Source organism: Caballeronia pedi (assembly GCF_001544915.2).
Taxonomy (GTDB): domain Bacteria; phylum Pseudomonadota; class Gammaproteobacteria; order Burkholderiales; family Burkholderiaceae; genus Caballeronia; species Caballeronia pedi.
In genome coordinates, this window is record NZ_FCOE02000022.1 from 49,708 (window position 1) to 76,405 (window position 26,698).

Consider the following 26,698-nt stretch of genomic DNA (forward strand, 5'->3'; position numbering starts at 1 on the left):
GGTTCGACGTGCTGCGTTTCAGCGCATGCCGGGCAGCATGCCCTTCATGCCGCGCATCATCTTCTGCAGATTGCCGCCCTTGAGCTTCTTCATCATGCCGCGCATCTGCTCGTACTGATTGAGCATGCGGTTCACTTCCTGAACGTGCACGCCCGCGCCCGCGGCGATACGGCGTTTGCGCGCGGCCTTGATGAGTTCGGGCTTCGCGCGTTCCTGAATGGTCATCGAGTTGATGATGCCTTCCATGCGGCGCATCTGCTTTTCCGCGTTGTTCATGTCCGCGCCTTGCGCGGCTTGCTGGAACTGCGCGGGCAGTTTGTCCATGAGCGACGAGAGGCCGCCCATCTTCTTCATCTGCGAGAGTTGCGCCTTGAAATCGTTCAGGTCGAAGTCGCCGCCTTTCTTGACCTTGTCGGCGAGCTTCTGCGCGGCCTGGCTGTCGACGCCGCGCTGCGCTTCCTCGACGAGCGCGAGAATGTCGCCCATGCCGAGAATCCGGTTCGCCATGCGATCCGGATGGAAGACTTCGAGGCCGTCGAGCTTTTCCGCGACGCCGACGAACTTGATCGGCTTGCCGGTGACGTGGCGCACGGAGAGCGCCGCGCCGCCGCGCGAATCGCCGTCGAGCTTGGTGAGCACGACGCCGGTGAGCGGCAACGCGTCGTTGAACGCCTTCGCGGTGTTGACCGCGTCCTGACCGAGCATGGCGTCGACGACGAACAGCGTTTCAGCGGGCTTGAGCAGCGTGTGCAGCTCGCTGATCTCGTTCATCATCGCTTCGTCGATGCCGAGGCGGCCGGCCGTATCGACGATCACGACATCGTGATAGTGCCGCTTCGCCCAGTCGATCGCCGCGCGCGCGATGTCCGCAGGTTTCTGGTTCGGCTCCGACGGGAAAAAGTCCGCGCCGACCTGCTCGGTCACCGTCTGCAACTGGCGGATAGCGGCGGGGCGGTACACGTCGACGGAAACGGTGAGCACCTTCTTCTTGCTCTTTTCGCGCAGGAGTTTGGCGAGCTTGCCCGTCGTGGTCGTTTTACCCGCGCCCTGCAAGCCGGCCATCAGGATGACGGCGGGCGGCGTGACAGCGAGATTCAGCTCGGCGGCCTTGCCTTCGTAATCGCCGCCGATCACGGCCGTCAGTTCCTTCTGGACGACGCCGACGAGCGCCTGGCCCGGCGAGAGGCTCGACACGACTTCCTCGCCGAGCGCCTTCTCCTTCACCTTCGCGATGAACTCGCGCACGACCGGTAGCGCCACGTCCGCTTCGAGCAGCGCAAGCCGCACCTCGCGGAGCATTTCCTGCGTGTTGGCCTCGGTGAGCCGGGCCTCGCCGCGCAGCGTCTTGACGACGCGCGCCATCCGTTGAGTGAGGTTATCGAGCATGGGGGAGCGGTAGGGAATGCGGCCCTTTTTCAGCGCAGAACGACTCGACGCCCCGCGTTGCCGCAAGGGGGAAAACGTCGCGATTCAGGGGCCTAGTGTAAACTTCGAACATGGATATTGTACTGTATGCCCTCACTGCGCTTCTCTACGGCGGACTGGCCGTAGCGGGGTGGCGCGCGCATCGTCACACGGCCGTGGAGCCGGCGCTGGCCGGTGTGCCTTCGGGCATGGCGCAGGCGGCGCCGAAAGTGTCGCGGGGCATGGGCGCGATGGGTGCAACGGGCCGCGCTCTATTATTAATAGCGTTGCTCGTGCACGGCATCCTGCTGCACACCACGATCTTCCCCCAGAACGCGATGATCTTCGGCTTCGCGTTCGCGCTCTCCGCGATGTTCTGGCTCGGCGCGGGCATCTACTGGATCGAAAGCTTTTTCTTTCCGCTCGACGGCCTGCGTCTGCTCGTGCTGCCGCTCGCGTGCATCGCGTCGCTTATGCCGCTCGTGTTCGGCGGCGTGCGCGTGCTGTCGTACTCCGCCGCGCCGATGTTCAAGCTGCATTTCCTGATCGCGAACATTGCGTACGGACTCTTTGCGATCGCCGCGCTGCACGCCGTGCTGATGCTGATGCTCGAACGCCGTTTGCAACGCATGCGCGGCATGGCGACGCGTCATACCGGCAACACCTGGCTCACGAGCTGGCTCGACGCGCTGCCGCCGCTCCTGACGCTCGAAAAGCTGCTGTTCCGTCTGATCGCGGCGGGCTTCGTGCTGCTCACGCTTACGCTCGTGTCGGGCATCGCGTTCAACGAACAACTGGTCGACCGCGCGCTGCGCTTCGATCACAAGACCATATTCGCTTTCATCTCCTGGCTGATGTTCGGCGCGTTGCTCACCGCGCGCCGCATCTCCGGATGGCGCGGACGCGCCGCGTTGCGCTGGGTGCTCGCTTCGTTCGTCGCGCTGCTGCTCGCGTATGTGGGCAGCCGCTTCGTGTTCGAAGTGCTGCTGCATCGCGCGGTGGTCTGAGCGCGTACTTTCTATCGGCATGAATCGATGCGAAATTTCATCTTTCTGATCGTTCTATTCTTCGTGAGCCAGTGGCTCCTGAAGAAGCTGCGCCGCGCGAACGAGCGCGCGCAGCAGGGCGAGGCCCAGGGCGGCGGTGCGACCGCGGGCGGCGCCAGTGGCGCGCAGCGCGCGCGTAATGGCAATGGCAATGGTAATGGCGCGTCGAACGGCGCGCCGCAACTCGCCGATCCGCTGATCCGTTGCGCGCAGTGCGGCGTGCACACGCCGCGCAGCGAGTCGATCGTCGTCGCGGGCGAGCGCTTTTGCTGCGCCGATCACGCGCGCCACTACGCGAGCCGTCCGACCGGTCGCGACGCGCGATGACCCCACAGCACGTCCCGCACGTCCAGCCTGTCGTCAGGCAAGGCGATCCGCATATCGACGCGCAAGGCTGGTTCACGCACGCGTCGCGCCGGCCGTCGCCGAACTTCGAGGCGCGCCCCGGCGACGCCGTGCCGACGCTCATCGTCGTGCACAACATCAGCTTGCCGCCCGACGATTTCACGACCGACGCGATCGCCGATTTCTTTCTCAACAAGCTCGATCACGACGCGCATCCGTACTTCGATCATCTGCGCGGCATGCGCGTGTCGGCGCACTTCGTGATTCGCCGCGATGGCGCGATCCAGCAGTTCGTCTCCTGCGATGAACGCGCGTGGCACGCGGGCGTCTCGTCGTTTTGCGGGCGCGAGCGCTGCAACGATTTCTCGATCGGCATCGAGCTCGAAGGCAGCGACCGCATGCCGTTCGAAGACGCGCAGTACGCCGCGTTGAGCGCGCTCGTGCGCATCATCGTGAAGCGCTATCCGATCGATGCCGTGGCCGGCCACTCCGACATCGCGCCTGGCCGCAAGACCGATCCCGGCCCGCATTTCGACTGGCAGCGCATGCGTCACGACAGCGCCTTGCCGCCTTCGTTTTTCCCCTTCCAGCCCAGCATCTGAGCGCCGCGTAAGGTCTTTCTCGCTGCGGCGCAACAGCGTTGCGCGCGAGGCCTTGCCGCGCTTTGCGATAGCAAAAGTCAACCCCGTTTCGCCAGACGTCAGGCAAATAAACCTTTTTGAGACTGCGCGGATGTCCACTATACTTGGTGCCGAAAGACGTAATTGGCACTAGATCTTGTGTTGTTGTGGCGGCGCCCGCTCCGATGAGCCGGCGCCGCCGGCTTTCCGGCGTAAGAGAAGTTTGGCTGGCCCGGGGCGATGCGCGAGACCGTTTCTCTTTGCGAGGAGGGAGACGTCGGGCGCATCGAGCGCCAGCGAGCAGCACCGTGAAGAAGGCAAGCAAGTGAGCGCGAGTTGCGTCGACCGACACCGCGCGCCAACGCGGGCACCGCATGAGACGCCAAAGACAATGCGGGCCGTAAGCGCCGCGAATCGTGTTTCCAGCCTGCTGCATTCACAGCCCGCTTGACCGCCAAAACACCGCGCAATCTTCATGACGATGTCCTGACGCGCGCGGCATAAGTGATAAATCCGCGGACCATCCGCACCATTCGAACACCAGGAGTTTTGCACATGCAAACCACCGAGAACGCCGCGACTTCCTTCGAAGGCGCATCCGCACAGCCGATGGGCGGTGCCCAGTCCACGAGCGCAGCGCAAGCGCTCGCGCCGGACACGACGTTTGCCGACTACAAGGTCATCCGTCGCAACGGAAGCGTGGTGTCGTTCGAGCCGACGAAAATCGCGATCGCGGTGACGAAGGCATTCATCGCCGTGAACGGCGGGCAGGGCGCAGCTTCCGCGCGTGTGCGCGAGCTCGTCGAGCAACTGACGCAAGCCGTCGTGCGCGCGCTCGTGCGCAGCCGTCCGCATGGCGGCACGTTCCATATCGAAGACATTCAGGATCAGGTCGAACTCGCGCTGATGCGCGGCGGCGAGCACAACGTCGCGCGTGCATACGTGCTGTATCGCGAGAAGCGCACGCAGCAGCGTACGCAAGAGCGCGCGCAGACGCAGGACGCGCAGGCGCACGAAGGCGTCATCAACGTGACGGACAATGGCGTCACGCGCCCGCTCGATCTCGACGCGCTGAAGGCGCTGATCGTCTCCGCGTGCGCGAACCTCGGCGACGCGGTGTCGGCCGAGCCGATCGTCGCGGAAACGGTGAAGAATCTGTACGACGGCGTGCCGATGTCGCAGGTCTACGAGTCGTCCATCCTCGCCGCGCGCACGATGATCGAAAAGGACCCGGCGTACAGCCAGGTCACCGCGCGCATCCTGCTGCACACGATCCGCCGCGAAATTCTCGTGGACGAAGTGACGCAAGCCGAAATGGGCGAGCGCTACGCCGAATACTTCCCGCTGTTCATCAAGCGCGGCGTCGAAGCCGGCCTGCTCGACGACAAGCTCCAGCAATTCGATCTGAAGCGCCTCGGCGCCGCGCTCGACGCGAACCGCGATCTGCAATTCGGCTACCTCGGCCTGCAGACGCTGTACGACCGCTACTTCCTGCACGTCGAAGGCGCGCGCATCGAGCTGCCGCAGGCATTCTTCATGCGTGTCGCGATGGGCCTGTCGCTCAACGAAATCGACCGCGAAGCGCGCGCCATCGAGTTCTACAACGTGCTCTCGTCGTTCGACTTCATGTCGTCGACGCCGACGCTGTTCAACTCGGGCACGCATCGCTCGCAACTGTCGTCGTGCTATCTGACGACCGTCGCCGACGATCTCGACGGCATCTACGAAGCGCTCAAGGAAAACGCGCTGCTCTCGAAGTTCGCGGGCGGCCTCGGCAACGACTGGACGCGCGTGCGCGCGCTCGGCTCGCACATCAAGGGCACCAACGGCAAGTCGCAAGGCGTCGTGCCGTTCCTGAAGGTCGTGAACGACACGGCCGTCGCCGTGAATCAGGGCGGCAAGCGCAAGGGCGCGGTCTGCGCGTACCTGGAAACGTGGCACCTCGACATCGAGGAATTCCTCGAACTGCGCAAGAACACGGGCGATGACCGTCGCCGCACGCACGACATGAACACGGCGAACTGGATTCCCGACCTGTTCATGAAGCGCGTCGTCGAAGGCGGCGACTGGACGCTGTTCTCGCCGTCGACCTGCCCGGACCTGCACGACCTGTTCGGCGCGGACTTCGAGAAGGCCTATGTGGCTTACGAAGAGAAAGCAGCGCGCGGCGAGATCAAGCTGTTCAAGAAGCTGCCGGCGGCGCAACTGTGGCGCAAGATGCTCGGCATGCTGTTCGAGACCGGCCATCCGTGGATCACGTTCAAGGATCCGTGCAATGTGCGCTCGCCGCAACAGCACGTCGGTGTCGTGCATTCGTCGAACCTGTGCACGGAAATCACGCTGAACACGAGCGAGACGGAAATCGCGGTGTGCAATCTCGGCTCGGTGAACCTGGTCGCGCACATGGTGAAGCAGGCCGACGGCAGCTACGCGCTGGATCACGCCAAGCTCAAGCGCACCATCAGCGTGGCGATGCGCATGCTCGACAACGTCATCGACATCAACTACTACGCGGTGCCGAAGGCGCGTAACTCGAACCTGAAGCATCGTCCGGTGGGCATGGGCATCATGGGCTTCCAGGACTGCCTGCATCTGCTGCGCACGCCGTACGCGTCGGGCGATGCGGTCGAGTTCGCGGATCGTTCGATGGAAGCCGTCTGCTACTACGCGTACTACGCATCGACGGAACTCGCGGAAGAGCGCGGCCGTTACGCGACGTATCGCGGCTCGCTGTGGGATCGCGGCATTCTTCCGCAGGATTCGCTGAAGCTGCTGGCCGACGCGCGCGGCGGGTATGTGGAAGTGGATTCGTCCGAGTCGATGGACTGGCCCGAACTGCGTTCGCGCATCTCGACGTACGGCATGCGCAACTCGAACTGCGTGGCGATCGCGCCGACGGCGACGATCTCCAACATCATCGGCGTGTCGGCGTGCATCGAGCCGACCTTCCAGAACCTGTACGTGAAGTCGAATCTGTCGGGTGAATTCACGGTCGTCAACGACTACCTCGTACGTGACCTGAAGGCGCGCGGGCTGTGGGACGAAGTGATGGTGTCGGATCTGAAGTACTTCGACGGCACGCTCTCGCGCATCGACCGCGTTCCGGCCGATCTGCGCGCGATCTACGCGACCGCGTTCGAAGTCGATCCGAAGTGGCTGGTGGAGGCGGCGTCGCGCCGTCAGAAGTGGATTGATCAGGCGCAGTCGCTGAACATCTACATGGCGGGCGCGTCGGGCAAGAAGCTCGATGAGGTCTACAAGCTCGCGTGGATTCGCGGCCTCAAGACCACGTACTACCTCCGCACGATGGCGGCGACGCACGTCGAGAAGTCGACGGTCGCGCACGGCGCGCTGAACGCGGTGCCGTCGGGCGATGGTGGTAGCGGCGCCTCGGGTGCGCAAGGTGGCTTCGGTGGCGTGTCGGGTGGTGCGTCGTCGGGCGCGGGCGGGTTCAATGCTGCGGCGGTCGAGGCAGCGCCGGCTCAGGAAGCCGATGGTCCGGTCTGCATGATGCGTCCGGGCGATGCGGGTTTCGACGAGTGCGAGGCTTGCCAGTAAGCGTCGAGTGAGCCGGTCGGGCGGGCCGGCATCGGAGCGGTTTCTTTTATGCTCCGGTGCTGGTCCGTTTTTTTTTGCCGGATCCCGTTGGCGTGTCGGTCTATTGGTGTTGCCCCTGTGCGGGGCGGCAGTGCTCATAGACCGACACGAACACGGGATCCGGCGAAAGCCGCAGAAGAACCAGACTCAGCCGCGCGTCCCACGCGAGATCTCCGTGCCGGCATCGTGCGCAAGACGCGCAGTAATCGGCATCGAAAGAAAAGAGAACAGCCCGACGACGACAAACGCAGGCCAGAAGTCGGACCATTGCACGCTCGCATGACCGTTCAGATATTGCGAGAGCTCGAGCGTGATGCCCGCGACGGTCACGCCAAGCCCAAGCGACACCTGCTGCACGAAGCTCGCGAGACTGGTCGCGCGGCCGACATCGCGCGTTTCGATCTCGGCATACGCGAGCGAGTTGAGGCTCGTGAACTGCAACGCAGGAAAGAAGCCGCCGAGCAGCACGACAGCCCAGATCACCCAGGTCGGCGTGCCGGGGAAAAACGCGCCGCACGCCGCGATGGCGATGCCCGACAGCGCGGCGTTGTAGAAGAGCGTCTGACGGAAGCCGAAGCGATGCAGCACGCGCGATGCGAGCGAGCGCATGAACATTCCGCCGAACGCGGACGCACAGGTGATCGCGCCGGACTTGAACGCAGTCATGCCGAGACCTTCCTGCAACGCGAGGGGCAGAAGGAACGGCACCGCGCCGAGTCCGATGCGAAACATCGAGCCGCCGAGCACGCTCGCCTGAAACGTCGGCACGCGGAAGAAGCGCAGATCGAGCAGCGGCTTCTCCGCACGGCGCGCGTGGATGCAGTACAGCACGACCATCAGCGCGCCGGCGACGCACATCGCGTAGGCGGTGCCTTGCGGAATCAGTTCGCCGCCGACGAGCGAGAGCCCGAGCAGCAGCAACACGCCCGCGCTCGCGGAGAGGAAGAAGCCGAACCAGTCGAGCCGGCCCGGATGCTCCTCGTGCGAGTTGGCGATATGCCGATTGGTCAGCCAGATGCCGATGATGCCGATCGGAATGTTGATGAAGAAGATCAGACGCCAGTGCAGGTACGTCGTGATGAAGCCGCCGAGCAGCGGCCCGACCGCGGGTCCGAGCATTGCGGGCACGGAGAGATAGTTCATCGCGCGGATGAAGTCGGAGCGGCGCACCGAGCGGAAGATGATGATGCGGCCGACGGGCACCATCATCGCGCCGCCGACGCCCTGGATGAAGCGCGCGACGGTGAATGGTCCGAGCGAAGTGGAGGCCGCGCAGAGCAGCGAGCCGACGACGAACACGCCGATCGCCGTGCGGAACACGGCGCGTGCGCCGAAGCGGTCGGCGACCCAGCCGCAGATCGGTATGAAGACGCCGAGCCCGAGCACGTAGCTCGTGACGGCGACCTTCAACGTCACGGGATCGCGTCCGAAGGCGCGGGCCATTTCAGGAATCGCCGTGACGATGACATTGGCGTCGACGCTTTCCATGAACATCGCGCACGCGACGATGAGAGGGGCGATGAAAGCTTTGACGGCAAGCGGCATGGTGAATCGCGATCAACTCTTGGCGGCAAGAGCGGCGATTATGGCACCGATATGGAGCAGTCGCTGAGCGATTGCCACGCGTTGCGTGGTGCGATGAACATTGAACGAGGAGTGAAGAAGCGATGGACCCGCAGGATCTGCAGCGTCTCGTCACGCAGACGATGCCGTATGGCAAGTACAAGGACAGGCTCATCGCGGACCTGCCTGGTCACTATCTCGCGTGGTTCGCGCGTGAGGGTTTTCCAGAGGGCAAGCTCGGCAGGCTGCTCGCGTTGATGCATGAGATCGACCACAACAACTTGCGTGCGTTGCTCGATCCGTTGCGAGGCCGATGACGCGTGGCGCAAGGTTTTACGGTGAGGCGGGTCGCCGCGTAAACACGCTATAGGTTGTATTGGCGATATTTGCAAGCACAAGATATTGTGGAAATACGAGACACCAGATGCTAAACTTCGGCAACGAATTCGCGGCCGCAAGCAGGCAGTAGAGCGCGCTTCGAGATGTCTTCGCGAGAGTCTTTCGAGCGACGCGGCATGGGTTCCATGACATGCATCGAAGGTCATCGAAGAGAGCGCGCGAAGGCAGCAAGTCGATCGCTTCTCGACACATGTTTTGCATCGCATCGCGTGTCGTCGAGCAAGATGGATCGATGAACGAAGCGCGTCACGCTTCGATGCGTTCGAGATCGCACGCACAGCATTGAGCCGATGCTTGCAACGAAACACGATGTGCTTCGCACCGTGCTTTGTGCGTCGGCCGCAAAGCCTTGTGATACAAGGCTTCCAGGGCATCGATGAAGTCACTCGCAAGCACGCGGTGATGCCTTCGAAGTCACTCGATCAGGACCGCTTCACACACGATTGAAGACACGTCGCATCGAGCTTCACACACACAGCGACGAGCCAAGTGTTGTATGCAGGTAGCAACGTCGAATCTAAATCGCATGAAAACGAGAATTTTCATGAGCAAACTCTTTTATCGCTCATGAAAAGATGGTACAAACCGATCTAAATTGATGGTGAGAATTTATGCTCAACTGGGATGACGAGACCACTGCCGTAGCTCCCTCGAGCGCTTCGCAACAGAACGCGTTGCGTCACGCTCAAGGTACGACTTTCGGCACGCAAGGCGCGACGCAAGTGGCGCACGCTCATCAAGCTGCCCAGACTGCTCAGGCGAACAACATCTTCTCCGATGGCTTCGTTCCCCCCGCAGCCGCCACGCCGTCCGCCAGCGCGATCGCCGCGCAGAGCGAAGCGCGCGTCAATGTCGCCGACAAGCGCATCATCAACGGCAAGACCGACGTCAATCAGCTCGTCCCGTTCAAGTACAAGTGGGCGTGGGAGAAGTACCTCGCCGGCTGCGCGAATCACTGGATGCCGCAGGAAGTGAACATGTCGCGCGACATCGCCCTGTGGAAAGACCCGAACGGTCTCTCGGACGACGAGCGCCGCGTGGTCAAGCGCAACCTCGGCTTCTTCGTCACGGCGGACTCGCTCGCGGCGAACAACATCGTGCTCGGCACGTACCGTCACATCACCGCTCCGGAGTGCCGCCAGTTCCTGCTGCGCCAGGCGTTCGAAGAGGCGATCCACACGCACGCGTACCAGTACATCGTCGAATCGCTGGGTCTCGATGAAAGCGAGATCTTCAACGCGTATCACGAGGTCAAGTCGATCCGTGACAAGGACGAGTTCCTCATCCCCTTCATCAATACGCTGACCGACCCGGCCTTCACCACCGGCACGCTCGAAGCGGACCAGAAATTGCTGAAGTCGTTGATCGTGTTCGCCTGCATCATGGAAGGCCTGTTCTTCTATGTCGGCTTCACGCAGATTCTGGCGCTGGGTCGCCAGAACAAGATGACGGGCGCAGCGGAGCAGTATCAGTACATCCTCCGCGACGAATCGATGCACTGCAACTTCGGCATCGACCTCATCAACCAGATCAAGCTGGAAGAGCCGCAACTGTGGACCGCCGAATTCAAGGCCGAGATCCGTGAGCTCTTCAAGCAGGCTGTCGAACTTGAATATCGCTACGCTGAAGACACCATGCCGCGCGGGGTTCTCGGCCTGAACGCGTCGATGTTCAAGAGCTACTTGCGGTTCATCTGCAACCGGCGTTGCCAGCAGATCGGACTGGACCCGCTCTTCCCGAACGAGGAAAACCCGTTCCCGTGGATGAGCGAAATGATCGACTTGAAGAAGGAACGCAACTTCTTCGAGACACGCGTGATTGAGTATCAAACCGGCGGCGCGCTGACCTGGGAATAATAAAAATCCAGGACGTGTTGCAGACGAAATCGACGGGACGGACGGGCAGCAGCGTGTCGCTCACGCGCGCCCGGCCGACAAGGTTTAGGAGAACGGTCGCCTGATGCAAAGTGCGCCTACTGACTTGGCGGGCCAAGTGGCTCGAATCGAAGACAGGCGTTTTGCGTTCCCTGAAAAGGGATGGGCAAACTTCCCCCCGGAATATGCCAGCGGCAAGCTCGCTGGCTCGATCAAGCGATGGCCGGCGCCGCGAACAAGCGGTGCTGACTCAATTTGGCGCGCGGTGCCTCGGGGCACGGCGCGCCTTGCCGTATTCATTAGCGTAAGCAGGTGGGATCAGCGTACGCCGATGAATAATCCGCTTCGTAGCGTGCGCTGTGAGAGGCGACGCGTGGGAAGCGGGTTTTGACGAAGGGTGTAGTTTGAACTGACTCTCATCTGAAAACCTGAAGGAGAAAAACCATGGCAGTTGCCAAGAAAAAACCCGCCGCGAAGAAGGCTGCAGCAAAGAAGGTCACCGCCAAGAAGGCTGCGCCGGCGAAGAAGGTTGCCGCTAAGAAGGTCGCTGTGAAGAAGGTCGCTGCAAAGAAAGTAGCAGCGAAGAAGGTCGCGGCGAAGAAGGTTGCTACGAAGAAAGTCGCGGCGAAGAAAGTCGCCGCAAAGAAAGTAGCGACGAAGAAGGTCGCGGCAAAGAAGGTAGCAGCGAAGAAGGTCGCGGCGAAGAAGGCGCCTGCGAAGAAGGCCGCAGCGAAGAAGGCCGCAGCGAAGAAGGCGCCTGCGAAGAAGGCCGCGGCAAAGAAGGCTGTCGCCAAGAAGGCGCCTGCGAAGAAGGCCGCAGCGAAGAAGGCTCCTGCGAAGAAGGCCGCGGCGAAGAAGGCTGCCGCGAAAAAGGCCCCTGCGAAAAAGGCTGCTGCGAAGACCGCAGCCGCTGCGCCTGCGGCTGCGCCCGCTCCTGCTGCGAAGAAGGCCCCTGCGAAAAAGGCTCCGGCCAAGAAGGCCGCTGCTGCGAAGAAGACTACGGCTGCCGCTCCTGCAACGACGGCAACGACCGTATCGGCGCCCGCTCCGGCTCCGGCTGCGGCTGTCAAGACGGCGTTGAACCCGGCAGCAGCATGGCCGTTCCCGACGGGCAGCCGTCCGTAAGTTCTCGCAGTAGGCAACACCCAGGCACAGCGCGCTGTGCCCTTGGTCCGGGTAGGCCTACCCGGCCTGAACCCGTCGCCGGGGCAACCTGGCGGCGGGTTTTTCGTTTCGGCGAACGAATCGCATGGGGCAACTCACACGAGTCGAGCGCCCAAAGAAAAAGCGCATGCATCTTTCGATACATGCGCTCGTTTAGCAGAGGTGAGCGCCTTGTGGCGCGGCGCCTAATCCTCCGCTGAATGCCTCGGTGCCTCGGTTCAGTGAGTCACGCGCGTGACCCCGCCGCTCGACAACAGACGCACCCGCTCGCCCGCCTGGAACACTTCGCCGTTCGCGGTCTGCGTGATCGCGCGCAGATCGCCGTTATCGAGGCGTACGGTGATCTCCAGGCCGTTCTTCATCGCGACACTGTTCTCGACCGCGTTGCCCGCCACGGCGCCCGCCAGACCGCCGATGATGCCCGCGATGATCGAGCCATTGCCGCCGCCGATCGCGCTTGCCGCCGCGACGCCGCCCAGTGCGCCGCCGCCGATCGTGCCGAGCCCGGTCGGCTGACCATTGTTCGAGCTGATCTTCACGCCACGCACGCTTTCGACCGTCGCCATGCGCACCGTTTCCTCACGCTGCGCCTGCGAGGCCGTGTAGACGTCCGAAGAACTGCTGTTGTAGGCGCAGCCCGTCAGCGCCACCGAGCCGATGAGCGCCATTGCCAGCGCGATACGACTTACCGTTTTCATTCCTTCACTCCAATCATTCAGAACAGGCTGCTTCCGAAAGCCTGCTTGAAACGCTCTTCGATTTCGACGCGCGTCGGCGCGTAGGTTTGCGGTCCCTGATGTTCGATTTTCAGCGAGCCCATCAGACTTGCGAGACGCCCCGTTTTCTCCCAGCCAAGCTTGTTTTCGATGCCGTACAGCAGGCCGCCGCGGAATGCGTCGCCGCAACCGGTAGGATCGACCACCTGACGCGCTTCCACGCAGGGAATCTCAAGTACGCCATCTTCATGATAGATCTGCGCGCCGTGTTCGCCGCGCGTCACGACGACGGCATCGACCCGGCTCTTGATGTCTTCGATCGACCAGCCGGTCTTGTTGCTCAATAACTTGGCTTCGTAATCGTTGACCGCCACGTAGGTGGCGAGTTCAATCATGCGACAAAGTTCCGCACTTTCCAGAATAGGCAATCCCTGGCCCGGATCGAACACGAACGGCACGCCCGCGCGGGCCATTCCTTCGGCGTGTTCGCGCATGCCCTGTGCGCCGTCGGGCGCGACGATGCCGAGCGAGATGCCGCGTGTTTCATCGGCGCGGTTCAGGTGCGATTCCATCATCGCGCCGGGGTGGAACGCGGTGATCTGGTTATTCGCGAGATCGGTCGTGATGAAGCATTGCGCCGAGTGCTGATCGGGCAGCACGCGCACGTATTCCTTTGACAGACCGAGCGCGTCGAGCCGGTCGGTGTAGAGCTGCGAATCGGCCGCGCCGAGCGTCGCCATGATCTTCGGATCGCCGCCGAGCAGCTTGAGCGCATACGCGATATTGCCTGCGCAGCCGCCGAAGTTGCGCCGCATCGTCGGCACCAGGAAGCTGATGTTCAGCATGTGCACCTGGTCCGGCAGGATGTGGTCGCCGAAGCGGCCCTGGAAAGTCATGATGTTGTCGTAGGCGAGCGAGCCGCAGATGAGCGTAGCCAAGGCGAACGTCCTTTATGAATAGGGGCCGAGGAAAAAAATGCGCATACGGCACGCGGCGAGTGGGTCACCGCGCCTCGTATGCGCAGACCGCTTCGATGCGAAGCGGTCTGTCGCGAAGGATTACTTCAGCGCGGCGAGCGCTGCGTCGTAGTTCGGTTCGTTCTTGATCTCAGGCACGAGCTCCGAGTGCAGCACCTTGTTGTTTTCGTCCAGCACGACGACCGCGCGCGCCGTCAGGCCCTTGAGCGGGCCGCTCGTCACGTCGACGCCGTAGGCCTGCGCGAACTCATTGCCGCGGAACGTCGATGCCGTCACGACATTCTCGATGCCTTCGGTCGTGCAGAAGCGCTTCGCCGCGAACGGCAGGTCGCCCGAAACCACGACCACGACCGTGTTGTTCAGGCCCGCGGCCGCTTCGTTGAACTTGCGCGTCGAGGTGGCGCAGGTCGGCGTGTCGAGACTCGGAACGATGTTCAGCACCTTGCGCTTGCCCGCGAAGCTCGCGAGCTTGACGTCGCCGAGATCCGCGCCGACGAGCGTGAATTCGGACGCCTGCTGGCCCGCGCCCGGAAACGTGCCGCTGACGTCGATGGGGTTGCCGCCGAGGGTAACTTGACTCATGTTGCGCTCCAGAGAATTGTCAGATGCTGACAGGAAAATCGCGCGTGCCGAGCCATGAGGGCAGGCACGCGCGTCGTGTGGCACCGGGTTCGCCTTGCGCGCGACGAGGCGCCAAGGCCGTGATCACGGATAAAAGACCTGAACCCGGTAATTCGCGGCGACCGCGTCGCCCGTATCGAGCCGGACGACGACCGGCTGCGCGCTTTGCGGCGGAAGGCCGATGGCGAATATCGTACCCGGTCGCGCGTAATCCTGCGGCCAGAGCACGCGGCGGATCGCGACGTTGTTCTTGTCGTCGAGCAGCGTGAGTTCGAGCGCCGGATACGCGAGCGCGACATCCAGCCGATTGCGCAGCGACAGCTTCAATTCGAGCTTGTGCGGACCGTCCACCTGACGCAGGCCGGAACTCTCGATCTGCAATCCGTCGATGTTGCGCGGCGGCGAGATCGTGCAGCCGATCTGGTCGCAGACATCCGAATAGAGCGAGTGCGATCCGGGCACCAGCACCATCACGGATTCGCGCTGCCACCACGCGAGCTGCACCAGCAGCAGCAACGCCAGCAACACGGCGAAGATGATGCCGACGGCGCGCCCGAGTTTGCTTGGCGCGGCGCGCACGGGCGCGCGGGCCTCCCGCGGCTCCCGCGACTCGCGGATGACCGGAAACGCTTCGTTCGCGCTTGCGCGGCGCGCGGGGGCGGGCGGTTTGGCGCTGAAGGCCGGCTCCTCGTCGTTGCGCCAGGCGGATGCGGCAGGCGCTTCGGGCGCGGGGCGTGCGGGCGGCGCATCGAGTTGCGGAACCGGTCCGATGAACGGCTCGGCGCGATCATCGACGGGACCCGCGAACGGCGCGGCGGGCGGCTCGCCGAGCGGCAAACCAGCGCCGCCTTGCGCGGAGTTCGCGGCGTCGGGATGCGGCGAGCCGACGCGGATGAACTGTTTCAGACGACCCGGTTCGGAAGGCAGCGCGGACGGCTCGTTCGCTGCATCGGACTGCGCGGGCTCGGAGCGCGGAGGCGCTGGGCGCGACTGCCCCGATGCGCTGCCGAGCGCGGGGGAATCGGCGTAGACCGTGCGTTCGCTGTCTTCACCGGGCTTCGTGCCGAAGGGCGGGGCGGGCTGGGAAGGCGTATCGAGATCGAGCTTGCGCGGTGCGAACGGACGCGGCTTCAGCGGTGCTTCGGGCGTGACGGGTGCGCGGGCGGGCGTATCGGGAGAACTGGTCGTGGGCCCGACGGCGACGTCATCGTCGATGATCGCGGCATGCTGCGCGACGCCAGCCGCGGCCGGCTCATCGGGAAGCTCGAAGCGATGATGCGCGGCATCGAAGACTTCCTGGCAGTGTCCGCAGCGCACGCGGCCGTCATGCGGCGCGAGCAGGTGCGGGTCCAGCTTGAACACGGTTTCGCAGTGAGGGCAGCGGGTTGCCAGCGCCATATAAGAAGTGCCGTTGGCCTTGACGGCCATTCGTGGAGGATGGCGCTATTCTAAAGGCTTTCGCGCCGGGTTCCCGCGAGGCATACCCAGCCTTCGTGTTCGCGCCAGACGCCGATGTCGATCCACTTCGCATAGACCGCCGCGACTTCGTCGGCCTGGCGCGCGAGCACGCCCGACAGCGCGATTCTGCCGCCCGGTTTCACCTTCGCGGCGAGCATCGACGCCATCAGTTTGAGCGGATTCGAGAGAATGTTCGCGACGACGATATCGAACTCGCCGGCGGGGCACGCGTCGGGCAAGCCGTAGGTTACGTCCGCGTGATTGCGCGCGCTGTTCTGACGCGCCGACTCGACCGCTTGCGGATCGATGTCGATGCCGACGACCGGCTGCGCGCCGCACTTCTTCGCGAGAATCGCGAGGATGCCGGAGCCGCAGCCGTAGTCGAGCAGCGATTGTCCCGGCTGCACTGATTGCTCCAGCCATTCCATGCACAGGCGCGTGGTCGGATGGCTGCCGGTGCCGAACGCGAGGCCGGGATCGAGTTCAAGCACGAGCGCGTCCGGATCGGGCGCGTCGTGCCACGACGGCACGACCCAGATGCGTTCGCCAATGGCGATCGGATCGAACTGCGCCTGCGTGAGACGCACCCAATCCTGTTCCGCCACGTCACGCACGGTGAAGGCGGGCGTCGCCGCGAGGCCGATCTCGTTCGCGGCGGCGGCGAGCAGCACGTCGGGATCGGCGTCCTCGGCGAGCAGCGCGACCACGCGCGAGCGATTCCACGCGCTCTTCTCGGGCACGAGCCCCGGCTCGCCGAAGAGCGGCTGCTCGTCGGGCGTGTCGGCGTCGGCGTCTTCGACCGACACCGACAACGCGCCGACTTCGAGCAGCGCGTCCGACAGCGCTTCCGCGTGCTCGCGATCCAGCTCGGCGATCAGTTCCCGGTAACTCATGCTCGTCTCTCTCGCTCGGCTTACGACTCTTCCGCCACGGCCGCCTGTCGCGCCGCCAGCTTGTTTTCGAGGTAGTGGATGCTCGTGCCGCCCTCGACGAACTTCGCGTCGATCATCATCTCGCGATGCAGCGGAATGTTGGTCGAGATACCTTCGACGACCATTTCCGACAGCGCGATACGCATGCGGTTGATCGCCTGCTCGCGCGTCGCGCCGTACGCGATCAGCTTGCCGATCATCGAATCGTAGTTCGGCGGCACGAAGTAGTTGGCGTACGCGTGCGAATCCACGCGGATGCCCGGCCCGCCCGGCGTGTGCCACGACGTGATGCGTCCCGGCGACGGCGTGAACTTGAACGGATCTTCCGCGTTGATGCGGCATTCGATCGCGTGGCCGCGGAACTGGATGTCCTTCTGGCGGATCGAGAGCTTTTCGCCGGCGGCGATGCGGATCTGTTCCTGCACGATGTCGACGCTCGTGATGAGTTCCGTCACCGGATGCTCGACCTGCACGCGCGTGTTCATCTCGATGAAGTAGAACTCGTTGTTCTCGTACAGGAACTCGAAAGTGCCCGCGCCGAGATAGCCCATCTTCTTGCAGGCGTCGGCGCAGCGGTCGCCGATGCGCTCGATCAGCCGGCGCGCGATGCCCGGCGCCGGCGCTTCCTCGATCACCTTCTGGTGACGGCGCTGCATCGAGCAGTCACGCTCGCCGAGCCAGATCGCGTTGCGGAACGAATCCGACAGCACCTGAATCTCGATGTGGCGCGGATTCTCGAGGAACTTCTCCATGTACACCTGCGGGTTGCCGAAGGCGCGGCCCGCTTCCTCGCGCGTCATGTTGACCGCGTTGACGAGCGCCGCTTCCGTGTGCACCACGCGCATGCCGCGCCCGCCGCCGCCGCCCGCCGCCTTGATGATGACGGGGTAGCCGACCGCGCGCGCAATCTTCACGATCTCGCGCGGATCGTCCGGCAATGCGCCTTCCGAGCCCGGCACGCACGGCACGCCGGTCTTGATCATCGTCTGCTTGGCGGTGACCTTGTCGCCCATCAGGCGGATGGTTTCGGGACGCGGCCCGATGAAGGTGAAGCCCGATTGCTCGACGCGCTCGGCGAAGTCGGCGTTTTCGGAGAGGAAGCCGTAGCCGGGGTGGATCGCTTCGGCGTCGGTGACTTCGGCCGCGCTGATGAGCGCCGGCATGTTCAGGTAGGACAGGTTCGACGGCGCGGGTCCGATGCACACGGCTTCGTCGGCCAGCTTGACGTACTTCGCTTCCTTGTCGGCTTCGGAGTAGACGACGACGGTCTTGACGCCCAGCTCGCGGCACGCGCGCTGGATGCGAAGCGCGATTTCGCCGCGGTTCGCAATGAGAATTTTTTCAAACATAGTGGGTCGGCTCATCAACGGGCTCGCGCGAGCGGCCCTCGGGGATCCAATCGGCGGCGCGCTTATCGACGGATCGATGCCGCGTGAAGCGCGCCGGCGCGGTGAAGCCGGCGGCGGCTGCGAGGCGCATCCGCGGCACGGCCCGGTGCGCCCTTAGTCGCCGATCACGAAGAGCGGCTGGCCGTACTCGACCGCCTGCCCGTTCTCGACGAGGATTTCCTTCACGACGCCGGCCTTGTCCGATTCGATTTCGTTCAAGAGCTTCATCGCTTCGATGATGCAGAGAGTCTGGCCTTCCTTCACCGTATCGCCGACCTGAATGAACGGGTCCGCGCCCGGCGACGGCGCGCGATAGAACGAGCCGACCATCGGCGAGGTCACGACGTGACCCTGCGGTGCGGCGGCGGCCGGCGCGGCCGCCGAGGCCGGTGCGCCTGCTTCGCCCGCGCCGGCGAAATGCGGCGCGGCCGGCACCTGCATTTGCGGCGCGTATTGCTGCGGCGCCTGCATGTAGACGGGCGCGGCATTCTTGACGATGCGAACCTTGCCTTCGCCTTCCGTCACTTCCAGCTCCGAGATGCCGGATTCCGAGACGAGGTCGATCAGCGTTTTCAGTTTACGAAGGTCCATCGAAATTTCCCCTTTCAATACTTGGAGACCGGGGTTCGCCCGGCACTTGACTTGATTTGTGGGTGTTCTGACTGCTCAGCCGCGAACCGGCGCGGCCAGCCGGCCGACATGCGCAGACACGCCGCGCACATCCGCGCCCGTGCAAGCGCCGACGGAAACAACGGCGGCAGAATCGGTCGGCACGCGTGACGCGTTCAAATCGAACGCGTTGTCGTGGTCGCTTTGAAGCGCGCGCCCGGACGGCATGACGGCTGCGGATGCCTTGACGCGGCCGACACCCGTTTCACGGATGTCGAACTCGACAGCGAGGTAGCCTCGTGGCACCGGCAGAGTAGTCATGGTCGCTTCGGGTTGTGCGGAATTGGGCGCACTTTAGCGCCGTTTAGAGAATTTTGTCTAGTTTTACCGTGCGGACCATTCCGAAACGGCGGGAGAAATTACCATCCCACGCCGTGGGACAAGCCGAATTTCCCGCAAGATCGCCGTACTGTACCCTAACTCGCAGCTTACTCAGCGCAATACACTGCTTAAAAGCAGCGAATTTTTACAGGCTGTCGAGCGTGTGTTTCAGCTCGGTTGGATCGACTTCGCCCAGTTTTGTCGAGCGGATGTGGCCCTTGGCATCGATCACGACGGTGAACGGCAAGCCGCCGGCGTTGTTGCCGAAGCTCCGCGCAAGATCCGCGCCGCCGAAACCGGTGACGTAGACGGGATAGGCGACCGGGACTTTCTTCAGGAAGTCGTTGACGTTCTTCTCGCTGTCGACGCCGAGCCCGATGAACGTGATGCCTTTCTTCTCATAGTCGCGCTGCATCGCGGAGAGCGTCGGCATTTCCTTCACGCACGGCCCGCACCACGAGGCCCAGAAGTTGACGACGACCGGCTTGCCCCGATACGCCGCGAGCGGCTGCGCCGTACCCGAGGCGCCGGGCGGCGTCGCTTTCCAGAGTTGTTCGACGGCGTTGCCGCTCGCCTGCGTCGCGGCAACGGTATCGCTGCCAGTGAACAGATGACCCGCGTAGAAACCGCCGACGGTCGCGGCGACCGCGACCACGAGGGCCGCCAGAATGCGTGTGCTTTTCATGAGCGTCCAGAAGAAAGGTCAGCCGCCGATTTCCAGCGGCGGGACATCAGGCTGATCGAGCAGCGCGCGCACGGCCGCCGCATTCGCGCGCGCGAGCCGTCCGCGGCCGTCCGCGCGCACCGCGCCGCGCAGGTCATCGGCGCCATAGAGCGCGATATGCACGCCGACCGGCTCGTCGCCGCGCACCCGATGCAGGAAACTCAGCGTCTCGACGTAGCCGCGCCCGGCGAAATGCCGCGTCTCGGAGACGTCGTACTGCACGTTCGCGTTCAACAGATAGATCGAGACTTCCTTCGGATTGTCGCAGAAGCATTGCAAGTGGACATCGGAATGCTCGCCCGCCGTGCCGTTGAGCACCGCGCCCGTCAGGTACGGATCGAAGGGCTTCAGCCGCTCCATCCAGTCGAGCGCGACTTCGCGCATGTGGCGCAGCACGGCCGGCTGGGTGTCGCCCTGGAAAATTGCCTGATACGTGCGGATTTCCTCTTCGATCTGGTCGTTATCGGGCAGGAACTCGCCGCCGATCTTCGCTTCGCCGACCACCTGCCGCGCGGCCTTGCGCTTGGCGGTGGCGTAGTCGAGGCCGTCCTCGGCGATCATCCGCGCAGCCGCAATCGCGATTTCCTCGCGCACGCGCTGCGGATCGAAATGTGTTTTGCGAACCATGGCGGGAATGATACTAGATAACGTCGGACGGCCTTTTCCGGACCCGGGCGGCGGGCTTGCGGCGGCGGCAGAACGCCCGGCCTGCTCGGTTACAATATGCGCCTTCAGGCGCCTTTCTGCACGGGTTTGCCCTTAGGTTCCCCGTACGGCGCCGTTTCCTGTTTCGGCATCTCAATCGCCCGCGCGGCGCGACACGGTTTATGCACATCCACATCCTCGGCATCTGCGGCACCTTCATGGGCGGACTCGCCGTCCTGGCGCGCGAAGCGGGCCACAAGGTCACCGGCTGCGACGCGGGCGTCTACCCGCCGATGAGCACGCAGCTCGAAGCGCAGGGCATCGAGTTGATCGAAGGTTTCGGCGTCGAGCAACTCGCGCTCGAACCGGATCTGTTCGTCATCGGCAACGTGGTGACGCGCGGCAATCCGCTGATGGAAGCCATCCTGGATCGCGGTCTGCCGTATACGTCCGGCCCGCAGTGGCTCGGCGAGCATGTACTCAACGGTAAATGGGTGCTCGCGGTCGCCGGCACGCACGGCAAGACGACGACCAGTTCCATGCTCGCGTGGCTGCTCGAAGATGCGGGCATGAACCCGGGCTTTCTGATCGGCGGCGTGCCGCTCAACTTCGGCATTTCCGCGCGGCTGACGGATTCGAGCTTCTTCGTCATCGAAGCCGACGAATACGACACCGCGTTCTTCGACAAGCGCTCGAAGTTCGTCCACTACCGCCCGCGCACGGCGGTGCTCAACAATCTCGAATTCGATCACGCCGACATCTTTCCCGATCTCGCCTCGATCGAAACGCAATTCCATCATCTCGTGCGCACGGTGCCGGGCATTGGCCGCATCGTGACGAACGGGCGCGAGGACGCGCTGGAGCGCGTGCTCACGCGCGGCTGCTGGTCGGGCGTCGAGCGCTTCGGCGTCGACGGCGGCTGGCAGGCGTTGCCCGCGACCGATGGCGCTCCCGTCGACGAACAGTTCGCCGTGTACTGGGAGGGCGAGCGTCAGGGCGTCGTCGACTGGCAGGTGCAGGGCGAGCACAATCGCATGAATGCGCTCGCGGCGATCGCGGCGGCGCGTTCGGTCGGCGTGCCGGCGGCGCAGTCGGCGAAGTCGCTGGCGAGCTTTCGCAACGTCAAGCGGCGCATGGAAGTGAAAGGCAGCGTCGATGGCGTCACCGTCTACGACGACTTCGCGCATCACCCGACCGCGATCGACACGACCGTCGCAGGACTGAGAACGCGCATCGGCCAGGCGCGCATTCTCGCGGTGCTGGAACCGCGCTCTAACACGATGAAGCTCGGCACGATGAAGGCGCAGTTGCCCGCGAGTCTCGCCAATGCCGATCTCGTGTTCGGCTACGGCGCGCGTGAAGGCCGCGACAAGCTCGGCTGGGATCTCGCCGAGGCGCTGTCCCCGCTCGGCGACAAGGCGCGGGCATTCAACGAGATCGAACCTCTGGTGAAGGCGGTCGCGGCAGCCGCGCGCCCCGGCGACCATGTGCTCGTGATGAGCAACGGCGGCTTCGGCGGCGTCCATCAGAAACTGCTCGACGCGCTCTCGGTGCGTGGCGCAGGAGGACATTCGTGATTCTCTATCTGCACGGCTTTCGCTCGTCTCCCCAATCGTTCAAGGCGCGCGTGATGCGCGCGCGCCTCGCGGAACTCGGGAGGCTCGGCGAGTGGCAGTGCCCGGCGCTGCCGGTGTCGCCGTTCGACGCCGTCGCGCTGGCGGAATCGCTCGCGGCGGACGAGAGCCCGGCCGATGTGACCGTCGTCGGCAGTTCGCTCGGCGGCTACTACGCCACGTATCTCGCCGAAAAGCACGGCTGGCGCGCCGTGCTGCTCAATCCCGCGGTCGTGCCGCAGCGCGATCTGAGCCATTTTCTCGGCGATCAGCCGCTGTGGCACGGCGACGGCAGCATCACGGTGTTGCCGCGCCATCTCGACGAGTTGCGCGCGCTTTCCGTCGCGTCGATCACGCGGCCCGAGCGCTACTATCTGATCGCGGCCACCGGCGACGAAGTGCTCGATTACCGCACGATGCTCGACCACTATCCCGGCGTGCGCACGACGCTGATTCAGGGCGGCGATCACGCGATCAGCGACTTCCCGGCCCATCTCGCCGAAGTCCTCGCGTTCTGCGATCAGACGCCGCCGCTCGTCGCGCCGGCCGCCGCGTGACGCGGGCATCGAACCCATTCAACCACCGGCGCGCCTGCCGCACGAGCGCGGCCCGGTCCACCGTATGACGAGAGTATTGAGTGAACGTTTTCTTCGAGGAATCGGGTAGTTTCAAGGCCGGATCGGTGCTGTCCAAACAGGGCGACGCGTTCCAGGTCGAGTTGCCGGGCGGGCGGCGCGCGAAGGTGCGCGCCAAAGACGTGCTGATCGAATTCGACAAACCCGCCGCCGGCGATCTGATGCAGGAAGCCGACGCCATCGCGCAGGACATCGATCTCGATTTTCTGTGGGAATGCGCGCCCGACGACGAATTCCCGTTCGCCACGCTCGGCGCGGACTATTTCGGCGACAAGTTCGGTCCCGCCGAACGCGCGGCGCTCGTCCTGCGCATGCACGGCGCGCCGGTCTATTTCCGGCGCAAGGGGCGCGGCCAGTATCAGCGCGCGCCGCAGGAACAGTTGCAGATGGCGCTCGCCGGGCTGGAGCGCAAGCGTCAGCAGGCGCTCGTGCAGCAGGGCTACGAAGAGGAAATGAAGGCGGGCAAACTGCCCGACGCGCTGAAGGGCAAGGCGCTCGGCCTGCTCACCAAGCCGGACAAGAATTCCATCGAGTACAAGGCACTCGAGGCGGCGGCGGCCGCGCGCGGCATCTCGCAGGCGCGTCTGATGCTCGAATGCGGCGGTATTGCATCGCCGCGCGCGCTGCACGAAGCGCGCTTTCTATCGGAGTATTTCCCGCACGGCATCGGCTTTCCGTCGGTGCAGCCGGGGCCGCTGCCCGAGGATCTGCCTGAAGCGCACGTCGAAGCCTTCTCGATCGACGACGTCACCACGACCGAAATCGACGACGCGTTCTCCGTCGAGCATCTTTCCGATGGCCGCGTGCGCGTGGGCATCCACATCGCGGCGCCGGCGCTCGGCATCACGCGCGGCGACGCGATCGACGCAATCGCGCGCGGGCGTCTGTCGACCGTCTACATGCCCGGCGACAAGATCACGATGCTGCCCGACAACGTCGTCGATGTATTCACGCTCGGCGAAGGCGGGCTGCGTCCGGCGCTGTCGCTGTACATCATCGTGAATCGCGAGACGCAGGATATCGTCGCGACGGAAACGCGCGCCGAGCGCGTGTTCGTGAAGAGCAATCTGCGCCACAACCATCTCGACGAGTTCGTCACCGAGGAAAGCCTCGCGGCGGGCGCGGGCGACTATCCGCACAAGGCGGACATCGCGGTGCTGTGGCCGCTCGCGCAGGCGCTCTTCGAAAAGCGGCAGCAGGCGCGCGCCACCTATGGTTTGAAGCGCGAAGTGCAGCGCAACAACGACTTCAACTTCTATGTCGAGGGCGAGCACATCACGATCACGCCGCGCCGTCGCGGTTCGCCGCTCGATCTGATCGTCGCGGAGCTGGCGATTCTCGCGAACTCGTCGTGGGGCGCGTTCCTGAACGATCACGGCGTGCCGGGCATCTATCGCTCGCAGCGCGGTTTCGGCGGGCCGGGCCCGAAGCGCACGCGCATGCAGACGACGCCCGCGCCGCACGAAGGTCTGGGCGTCGCGCAATACGCGTGGAGCACGTCGCCGCTGCGCCGCTATGTCGATCTCGTCAATCAATGGCAACTGATCGCGTGTGTGCAGCACGGCGTGACGGCGAAGCTCGCCGCGCCGTTCAAGCCGAAGGACGCGGATCTCTTCGCCGTCGTGCAGGGCTTCGACGATACCTACACCGCGTATGCCGATCACCAGCGCCGCATGGAATATTTCTGGTGCCTGCGCTGGCTGAAGCAGGAGAACCGGAAGCAGGTTCCGGCGTCGGTCATCAAGGACGATCTCGTGCGGCTCGAAGAAATTCCGCTGATCCTGCATGTGCCGGGTCTCGGCGTGCATGCGCGCGGCACGCGCGTGATGCTGGAAGTCGTATCGATCGATGAACTGACCGTCGAAGCGTCGTGCCGTTTGCTGCACGTCATCGATGCGCCCGCCGCGAGCGCGCCGGTCGAGGAAGACGAAGCGGAAGAAGAGATCATCGAAGCGACCGATCTTTCCGCCGAAAGCGAAGCGGAAGCGCAGGCGGAAGCGTCGACGGAGCAGCCACAACCGGAAACGCCGGACAACGCGCAGGAACCGACGCCATGAAAGACCAGTACGCGGTGATCGGCAATCCGATCGAACACAGCAAATCGCCGTGGATTCACGCGAAGTTCGCCGCGCAGACCGGCGAGCCGGTCGAATACGGGCGCATTCTCGGGCCGCTCGGCGGTTTCGAGCGTGAGGTGAAGCAATTCATCGCGTCGGGCGGACGCGGCATGAACGTCACGGTGCCGTTCAAGCTCGAAGCGCATGCGCTCGCAGATTCACTGTCGCCACGCGCGGCGGCGGCGGGCGCGGTGAACACGCTGGCCTTCGGTCCCGATGGCGTGCGCGGCGACAACACCGACGGCGTCGGGCTCGTGCGCGACATCGAAGTGAATCTCGGCGTGAGCCTGAAAGGCGCGCGCATCCTGCTGCTGGGCGCGGGCGGGGCGGCGCGCGGCGTCGTGCTGCCGATCTTCGATCGCGCGCCGGCGGCGCTGACCATCGTCAACCGCACGGCGGCGAAGGCGCAGCAGCTCGTCGAGCAGTTCGCGGGCAACGCGGCCGAATGCGGTGTGCGCTTCTCGGGCGGCGGCGCGGACAGCGCCGAAGCCGGCCGTTACGACGTGATCGTCAACGCGACCGCGGGCAGCCTCGACGCCGCCTTGCCCGATTGCGACGACAGCGCGTTCGGCGCGGGCACGCTCGCCTACGACATGATGTACGGCGCGCAGCCGACCGTCTTCATGCAGCACGCATCGAGGCTCGGCGCGCGCGCGTCGGACGGCCTGGGCATGCTGGTCGAGCAGGCGGCCGAATCGTTCTTCATCTGGCGCGGCGTGCGCCCGGACGGTGGCGCGGTGCTGCACGAATTGCGCCAGGCGCTCGCAGCCAAAGCCTGATGACGACCGCGCCGCTCGGCAGCCGCACGCCTACCGGCACGCCGCGCGTGCGACGCGCGGTGCGGCTCGGCCCGGCGCGCTGGATCGCTTATGGCGTCTCGGTGCTCGGCATCGCGTTCATCGCGACGCAGCTCTACTTTTTCGCGCAGATCGGCATCTGGACGGTCGTGAATCCCGGCCCGACCGCGTTCATGCGCGCCGATGCGTGGACGCTCGCCAAGACGCATCCGGGCATTGCGCTGGAACGCAACTGGGTGCCGTACGACCAGATTTCGCGCAACCTGAAGCGCGCGATCATCGCGTCTGAAGACGCCAACTTCGTCAACAACAACGGCTACGAAACCGACGCCATCCTGCAGGCGTGGGAGAAGAACAAGTCGCGCGGGAAGATCGTCGCGGGTGGATCGACCATTTCGCAGCAGCTCGCGCGCAATCTGTTCCTTTCGCGTGAGAAGAGCTATGTGCGCAAGGCGCAGGAGCTGGTCATCACCTGGATGCTCGAATTCTGGATGGATAAGGAACGCATCTTCGAGATCTATCTGAATTCCGTCGAATGGGGCAACGGCGTGTACGGCGCCGAAGCTGCCGCGCAGCATTACTACAAGACGTCGGCGGCGAAACTCACCGCCTGGCAGAGCGCGCGGCTCGCCGTGATGCTGCCGCGTCCCAAGTATTTCGATGACCATCGCAATGCGCCGTATCTGTCGCAGCGGGCCGGCGTCATCGCGCGGCGGATGGGGGCGGCGGAATTGCCGCAGTGAAATTTAGCTTTGCCAAACTAAACAATGTAAAGCCCTGATTTATCAGGGCTTTTTTGTTTTCAAAAGGCTGTCGGTTGTCAGGTTTCCTCCCAACATCTGAGCAGTGCGATCACATATTGAATTATTCGGAGAGGCGGAACTACAATCCGACCAAGCCAAACGGCACATGCGTGCAAAGACCGGGAGAAACCGGCTCGCACGACCAGAACAACGGAGACACGTCATGCACTCGATCGCCTGCCCGCGCTCGCGGGCCTCATCGCACGAATCGCACGCTTCGACTTTGCGCGCCGCCAACCGCGCATCTCGACCGACGCGCTAATCGACGAG

Annotated in this window: 24 protein-coding genes and 1 pseudogene; 13 read left to right on the forward strand and 12 right to left on the reverse strand. The window is 64.3% G+C overall.

Annotated elements, in window-relative coordinates:
• Positions 1-18 precede the first annotated feature (18 nt).
• The gene (ffh, locus tag AWB80_RS27000) at positions 19-1,386 is read right to left on the reverse strand and encodes a signal recognition particle protein (protein WP_061177733.1); all 1,368 of its coding nucleotides are present in this window, start codon (positions 1,384-1,386) and stop codon (positions 19-21) included.
• 110 nt (positions 1,387-1,496) lie between these two features.
• Between ffh and AWB80_RS27005 the strand changes: the two genes are divergently transcribed.
• The 4 genes from AWB80_RS27005 (at position 1,497) to AWB80_RS27020 (ending at position 6,973) form a co-directional block, all read left to right on the forward strand.
• Positions 1,497-2,411, forward strand: coding sequence for a cytochrome C assembly family protein (locus tag AWB80_RS27005; protein ID WP_061177734.1), 915 nt, complete (start codon positions 1,497-1,499; stop codon positions 2,409-2,411).
• A 27-nt stretch (positions 2,412-2,438) separates the two neighbouring features.
• Positions 2,439-2,777, forward strand: a complete 339-nt coding sequence (locus AWB80_RS27010) for a PP0621 family protein (RefSeq protein WP_061177735.1) — start codon at positions 2,439-2,441, stop codon at positions 2,775-2,777.
• Positions 2,774-3,397 carry a 1,6-anhydro-N-acetylmuramyl-L-alanine amidase AmpD gene (ampD, locus tag AWB80_RS27015; RefSeq protein WP_061177736.1) on the forward strand — a complete coding sequence of 208 codons (624 nt, stop codon included), beginning with the start codon at positions 2,774-2,776 and terminating at the stop codon, positions 3,395-3,397. The genes AWB80_RS27010 and ampD overlap by 4 nt, the downstream gene beginning before the upstream one ends.
• A 573-nt stretch (positions 3,398-3,970) precedes the next feature.
• On the forward strand, positions 3,971-6,973 hold the full coding sequence (locus tag AWB80_RS27020) for a ribonucleoside-diphosphate reductase subunit alpha (protein WP_061177737.1): 3,003 nt from the start codon (positions 3,971-3,973) through the stop codon (positions 6,971-6,973).
• 186 nt (positions 6,974-7,159) lie between these two features.
• Here the strand turns inward: AWB80_RS27020 and AWB80_RS27025 are convergent, their stop codons facing one another.
• Complete coding sequence (locus AWB80_RS27025) at positions 7,160-8,557, reverse strand: MFS transporter (protein ID WP_061177738.1); 1,398 nt, start codon at positions 8,555-8,557, stop codon at positions 7,160-7,162.
• Positions 8,558-8,679: 122 nt separating this feature from the next.
• Between AWB80_RS27025 and AWB80_RS27030 the strand changes: the two genes are divergently transcribed.
• From AWB80_RS27030 to AWB80_RS27045, 4 genes and pseudogenes are all read left to right on the forward strand, one after another.
• On the forward strand, positions 8,680-8,892 hold the full coding sequence (locus AWB80_RS27030) for a DUF3820 family protein (RefSeq protein WP_061177739.1): 213 nt from the start codon (positions 8,680-8,682) through the stop codon (positions 8,890-8,892).
• 693 nt (positions 8,893-9,585) lie between these two features.
• Positions 9,586-10,830 (forward strand): ribonucleotide-diphosphate reductase subunit beta, encoded by a 1,245-nt coding sequence (locus AWB80_RS27035; protein ID WP_061177740.1) that lies wholly within the window; start codon positions 9,586-9,588, stop codon positions 10,828-10,830.
• Positions 10,831-10,933: 103 nt separating this feature from the next.
• Positions 10,934-11,261, forward strand: a pseudogene (locus tag AWB80_RS45015) (hypothetical protein).
• 31 nt (positions 11,262-11,292) lie between these two features.
• Positions 11,293-11,973, forward strand: a complete 681-nt coding sequence (locus AWB80_RS27045) for a histone H1-like DNA-binding protein (protein ID WP_087131629.1) — start codon at positions 11,293-11,295, stop codon at positions 11,971-11,973.
• A 257-nt stretch (positions 11,974-12,230) separates the two neighbouring features.
• Here AWB80_RS27045 and AWB80_RS27050 read toward each other — a convergent pair whose 3' ends face one another.
• The 10 genes from AWB80_RS27050 to AWB80_RS27095 all read right to left on the reverse strand — a co-directional run bounded on the left by AWB80_RS27050 (position 12,231) and on the right by AWB80_RS27095 (position 20,445).
• Complete coding sequence (locus AWB80_RS27050; RefSeq protein ID WP_061177742.1) at positions 12,231-12,710, reverse strand: outer membrane lipoprotein; 480 nt, start codon at positions 12,708-12,710, stop codon at positions 12,231-12,233.
• Positions 12,711-12,727: 17 nt separating this feature from the next.
• Positions 12,728-13,666, reverse strand: coding sequence for a carbohydrate kinase family protein (locus AWB80_RS27055; RefSeq protein WP_061177743.1), 939 nt, complete (start codon positions 13,664-13,666; stop codon positions 12,728-12,730).
• A gap of 120 nt (positions 13,667-13,786) precedes the next feature.
• The gene (gene tpx, locus AWB80_RS27060; RefSeq protein WP_061177744.1) at positions 13,787-14,287 is read right to left on the reverse strand and encodes a thiol peroxidase; all 501 of its coding nucleotides are present in this window, start codon (positions 14,285-14,287) and stop codon (positions 13,787-13,789) included.
• Between the two features lie 123 nt (positions 14,288-14,410).
• A complete protein-coding gene (locus tag AWB80_RS27065; protein ID WP_061177800.1) occupies positions 14,411-15,724 on the reverse strand; it encodes a DUF3426 domain-containing protein in 1,314 nt (437 codons plus the stop codon).
• Positions 15,725-15,774: 50 nt separating this feature from the next.
• Complete coding sequence (gene prmA / locus AWB80_RS27070) at positions 15,775-16,677, reverse strand: 50S ribosomal protein L11 methyltransferase (RefSeq protein WP_061177745.1); 903 nt, start codon at positions 16,675-16,677, stop codon at positions 15,775-15,777.
• 20 nt (positions 16,678-16,697) lie between these two features.
• The gene (gene accC / locus AWB80_RS27075; RefSeq protein ID WP_061177746.1) at positions 16,698-18,065 is read right to left on the reverse strand and encodes an acetyl-CoA carboxylase biotin carboxylase subunit; all 1,368 of its coding nucleotides are present in this window, start codon (positions 18,063-18,065) and stop codon (positions 16,698-16,700) included.
• Between the two features lie 153 nt (positions 18,066-18,218).
• A complete protein-coding gene (accB, locus tag AWB80_RS27080; RefSeq protein WP_061177747.1) occupies positions 18,219-18,695 on the reverse strand; it encodes an acetyl-CoA carboxylase biotin carboxyl carrier protein in 477 nt (158 codons plus the stop codon).
• Positions 18,696-18,770: 75 nt separating this feature from the next.
• Positions 18,771-19,034 (reverse strand): hypothetical protein, encoded by a 264-nt coding sequence (locus AWB80_RS27085; RefSeq protein ID WP_061177748.1) that lies wholly within the window; start codon positions 19,032-19,034, stop codon positions 18,771-18,773.
• 205 nt (positions 19,035-19,239) lie between these two features.
• A complete protein-coding gene (locus tag AWB80_RS27090) occupies positions 19,240-19,779 on the reverse strand; it encodes a TlpA family protein disulfide reductase (RefSeq protein ID WP_061177749.1) in 540 nt (179 codons plus the stop codon).
• Between the two features lie 18 nt (positions 19,780-19,797).
• Positions 19,798-20,445: a hypothetical protein gene (locus tag AWB80_RS27095; RefSeq protein WP_061177750.1), complete on the reverse strand. Its 648-nt coding sequence runs from the start codon at positions 20,443-20,445 to the stop codon at positions 19,798-19,800.
• A 200-nt stretch (positions 20,446-20,645) separates the two neighbouring features.
• Here AWB80_RS27095 and mpl point away from each other — a divergent pair, with 200 nt between their 5' ends.
• The 5 genes from mpl (at position 20,646) to mtgA (ending at position 26,368) form a co-directional block, all read left to right on the forward strand.
• On the forward strand, positions 20,646-22,040 hold the full coding sequence (mpl, locus tag AWB80_RS27100; protein WP_061177751.1) for a UDP-N-acetylmuramate:L-alanyl-gamma-D-glutamyl-meso-diaminopimelate ligase: 1,395 nt from the start codon (positions 20,646-20,648) through the stop codon (positions 22,038-22,040).
• Positions 22,037-22,633 carry a YqiA/YcfP family alpha/beta fold hydrolase gene (locus AWB80_RS27105; protein WP_061177752.1) on the forward strand — a complete coding sequence of 199 codons (597 nt, stop codon included), beginning with the start codon at positions 22,037-22,039 and terminating at the stop codon, positions 22,631-22,633. Before mpl ends, AWB80_RS27105 begins: the two co-directional genes overlap by 4 nt.
• Positions 22,634-22,713: 80 nt before the next feature.
• Positions 22,714-24,768 carry a ribonuclease catalytic domain-containing protein gene (locus AWB80_RS27110; protein WP_061177753.1) on the forward strand — a complete coding sequence of 685 codons (2,055 nt, stop codon included), beginning with the start codon at positions 22,714-22,716 and terminating at the stop codon, positions 24,766-24,768.
• The gene (gene aroE, locus AWB80_RS27115; RefSeq protein WP_061177754.1) at positions 24,765-25,607 is read left to right on the forward strand and encodes a shikimate dehydrogenase; all 843 of its coding nucleotides are present in this window, start codon (positions 24,765-24,767) and stop codon (positions 25,605-25,607) included. The genes AWB80_RS27110 and aroE overlap by 4 nt, the downstream gene beginning before the upstream one ends.
• Entirely contained in the window at positions 25,607-26,368 is a 762-nt protein-coding gene (mtgA, locus tag AWB80_RS27120; protein ID WP_208635693.1) for a monofunctional biosynthetic peptidoglycan transglycosylase, read from the forward strand. Before aroE ends, mtgA begins: the two co-directional genes overlap by 1 nt.
• The last annotated feature ends 330 nt before the right edge of the window (positions 26,369-26,698 follow it).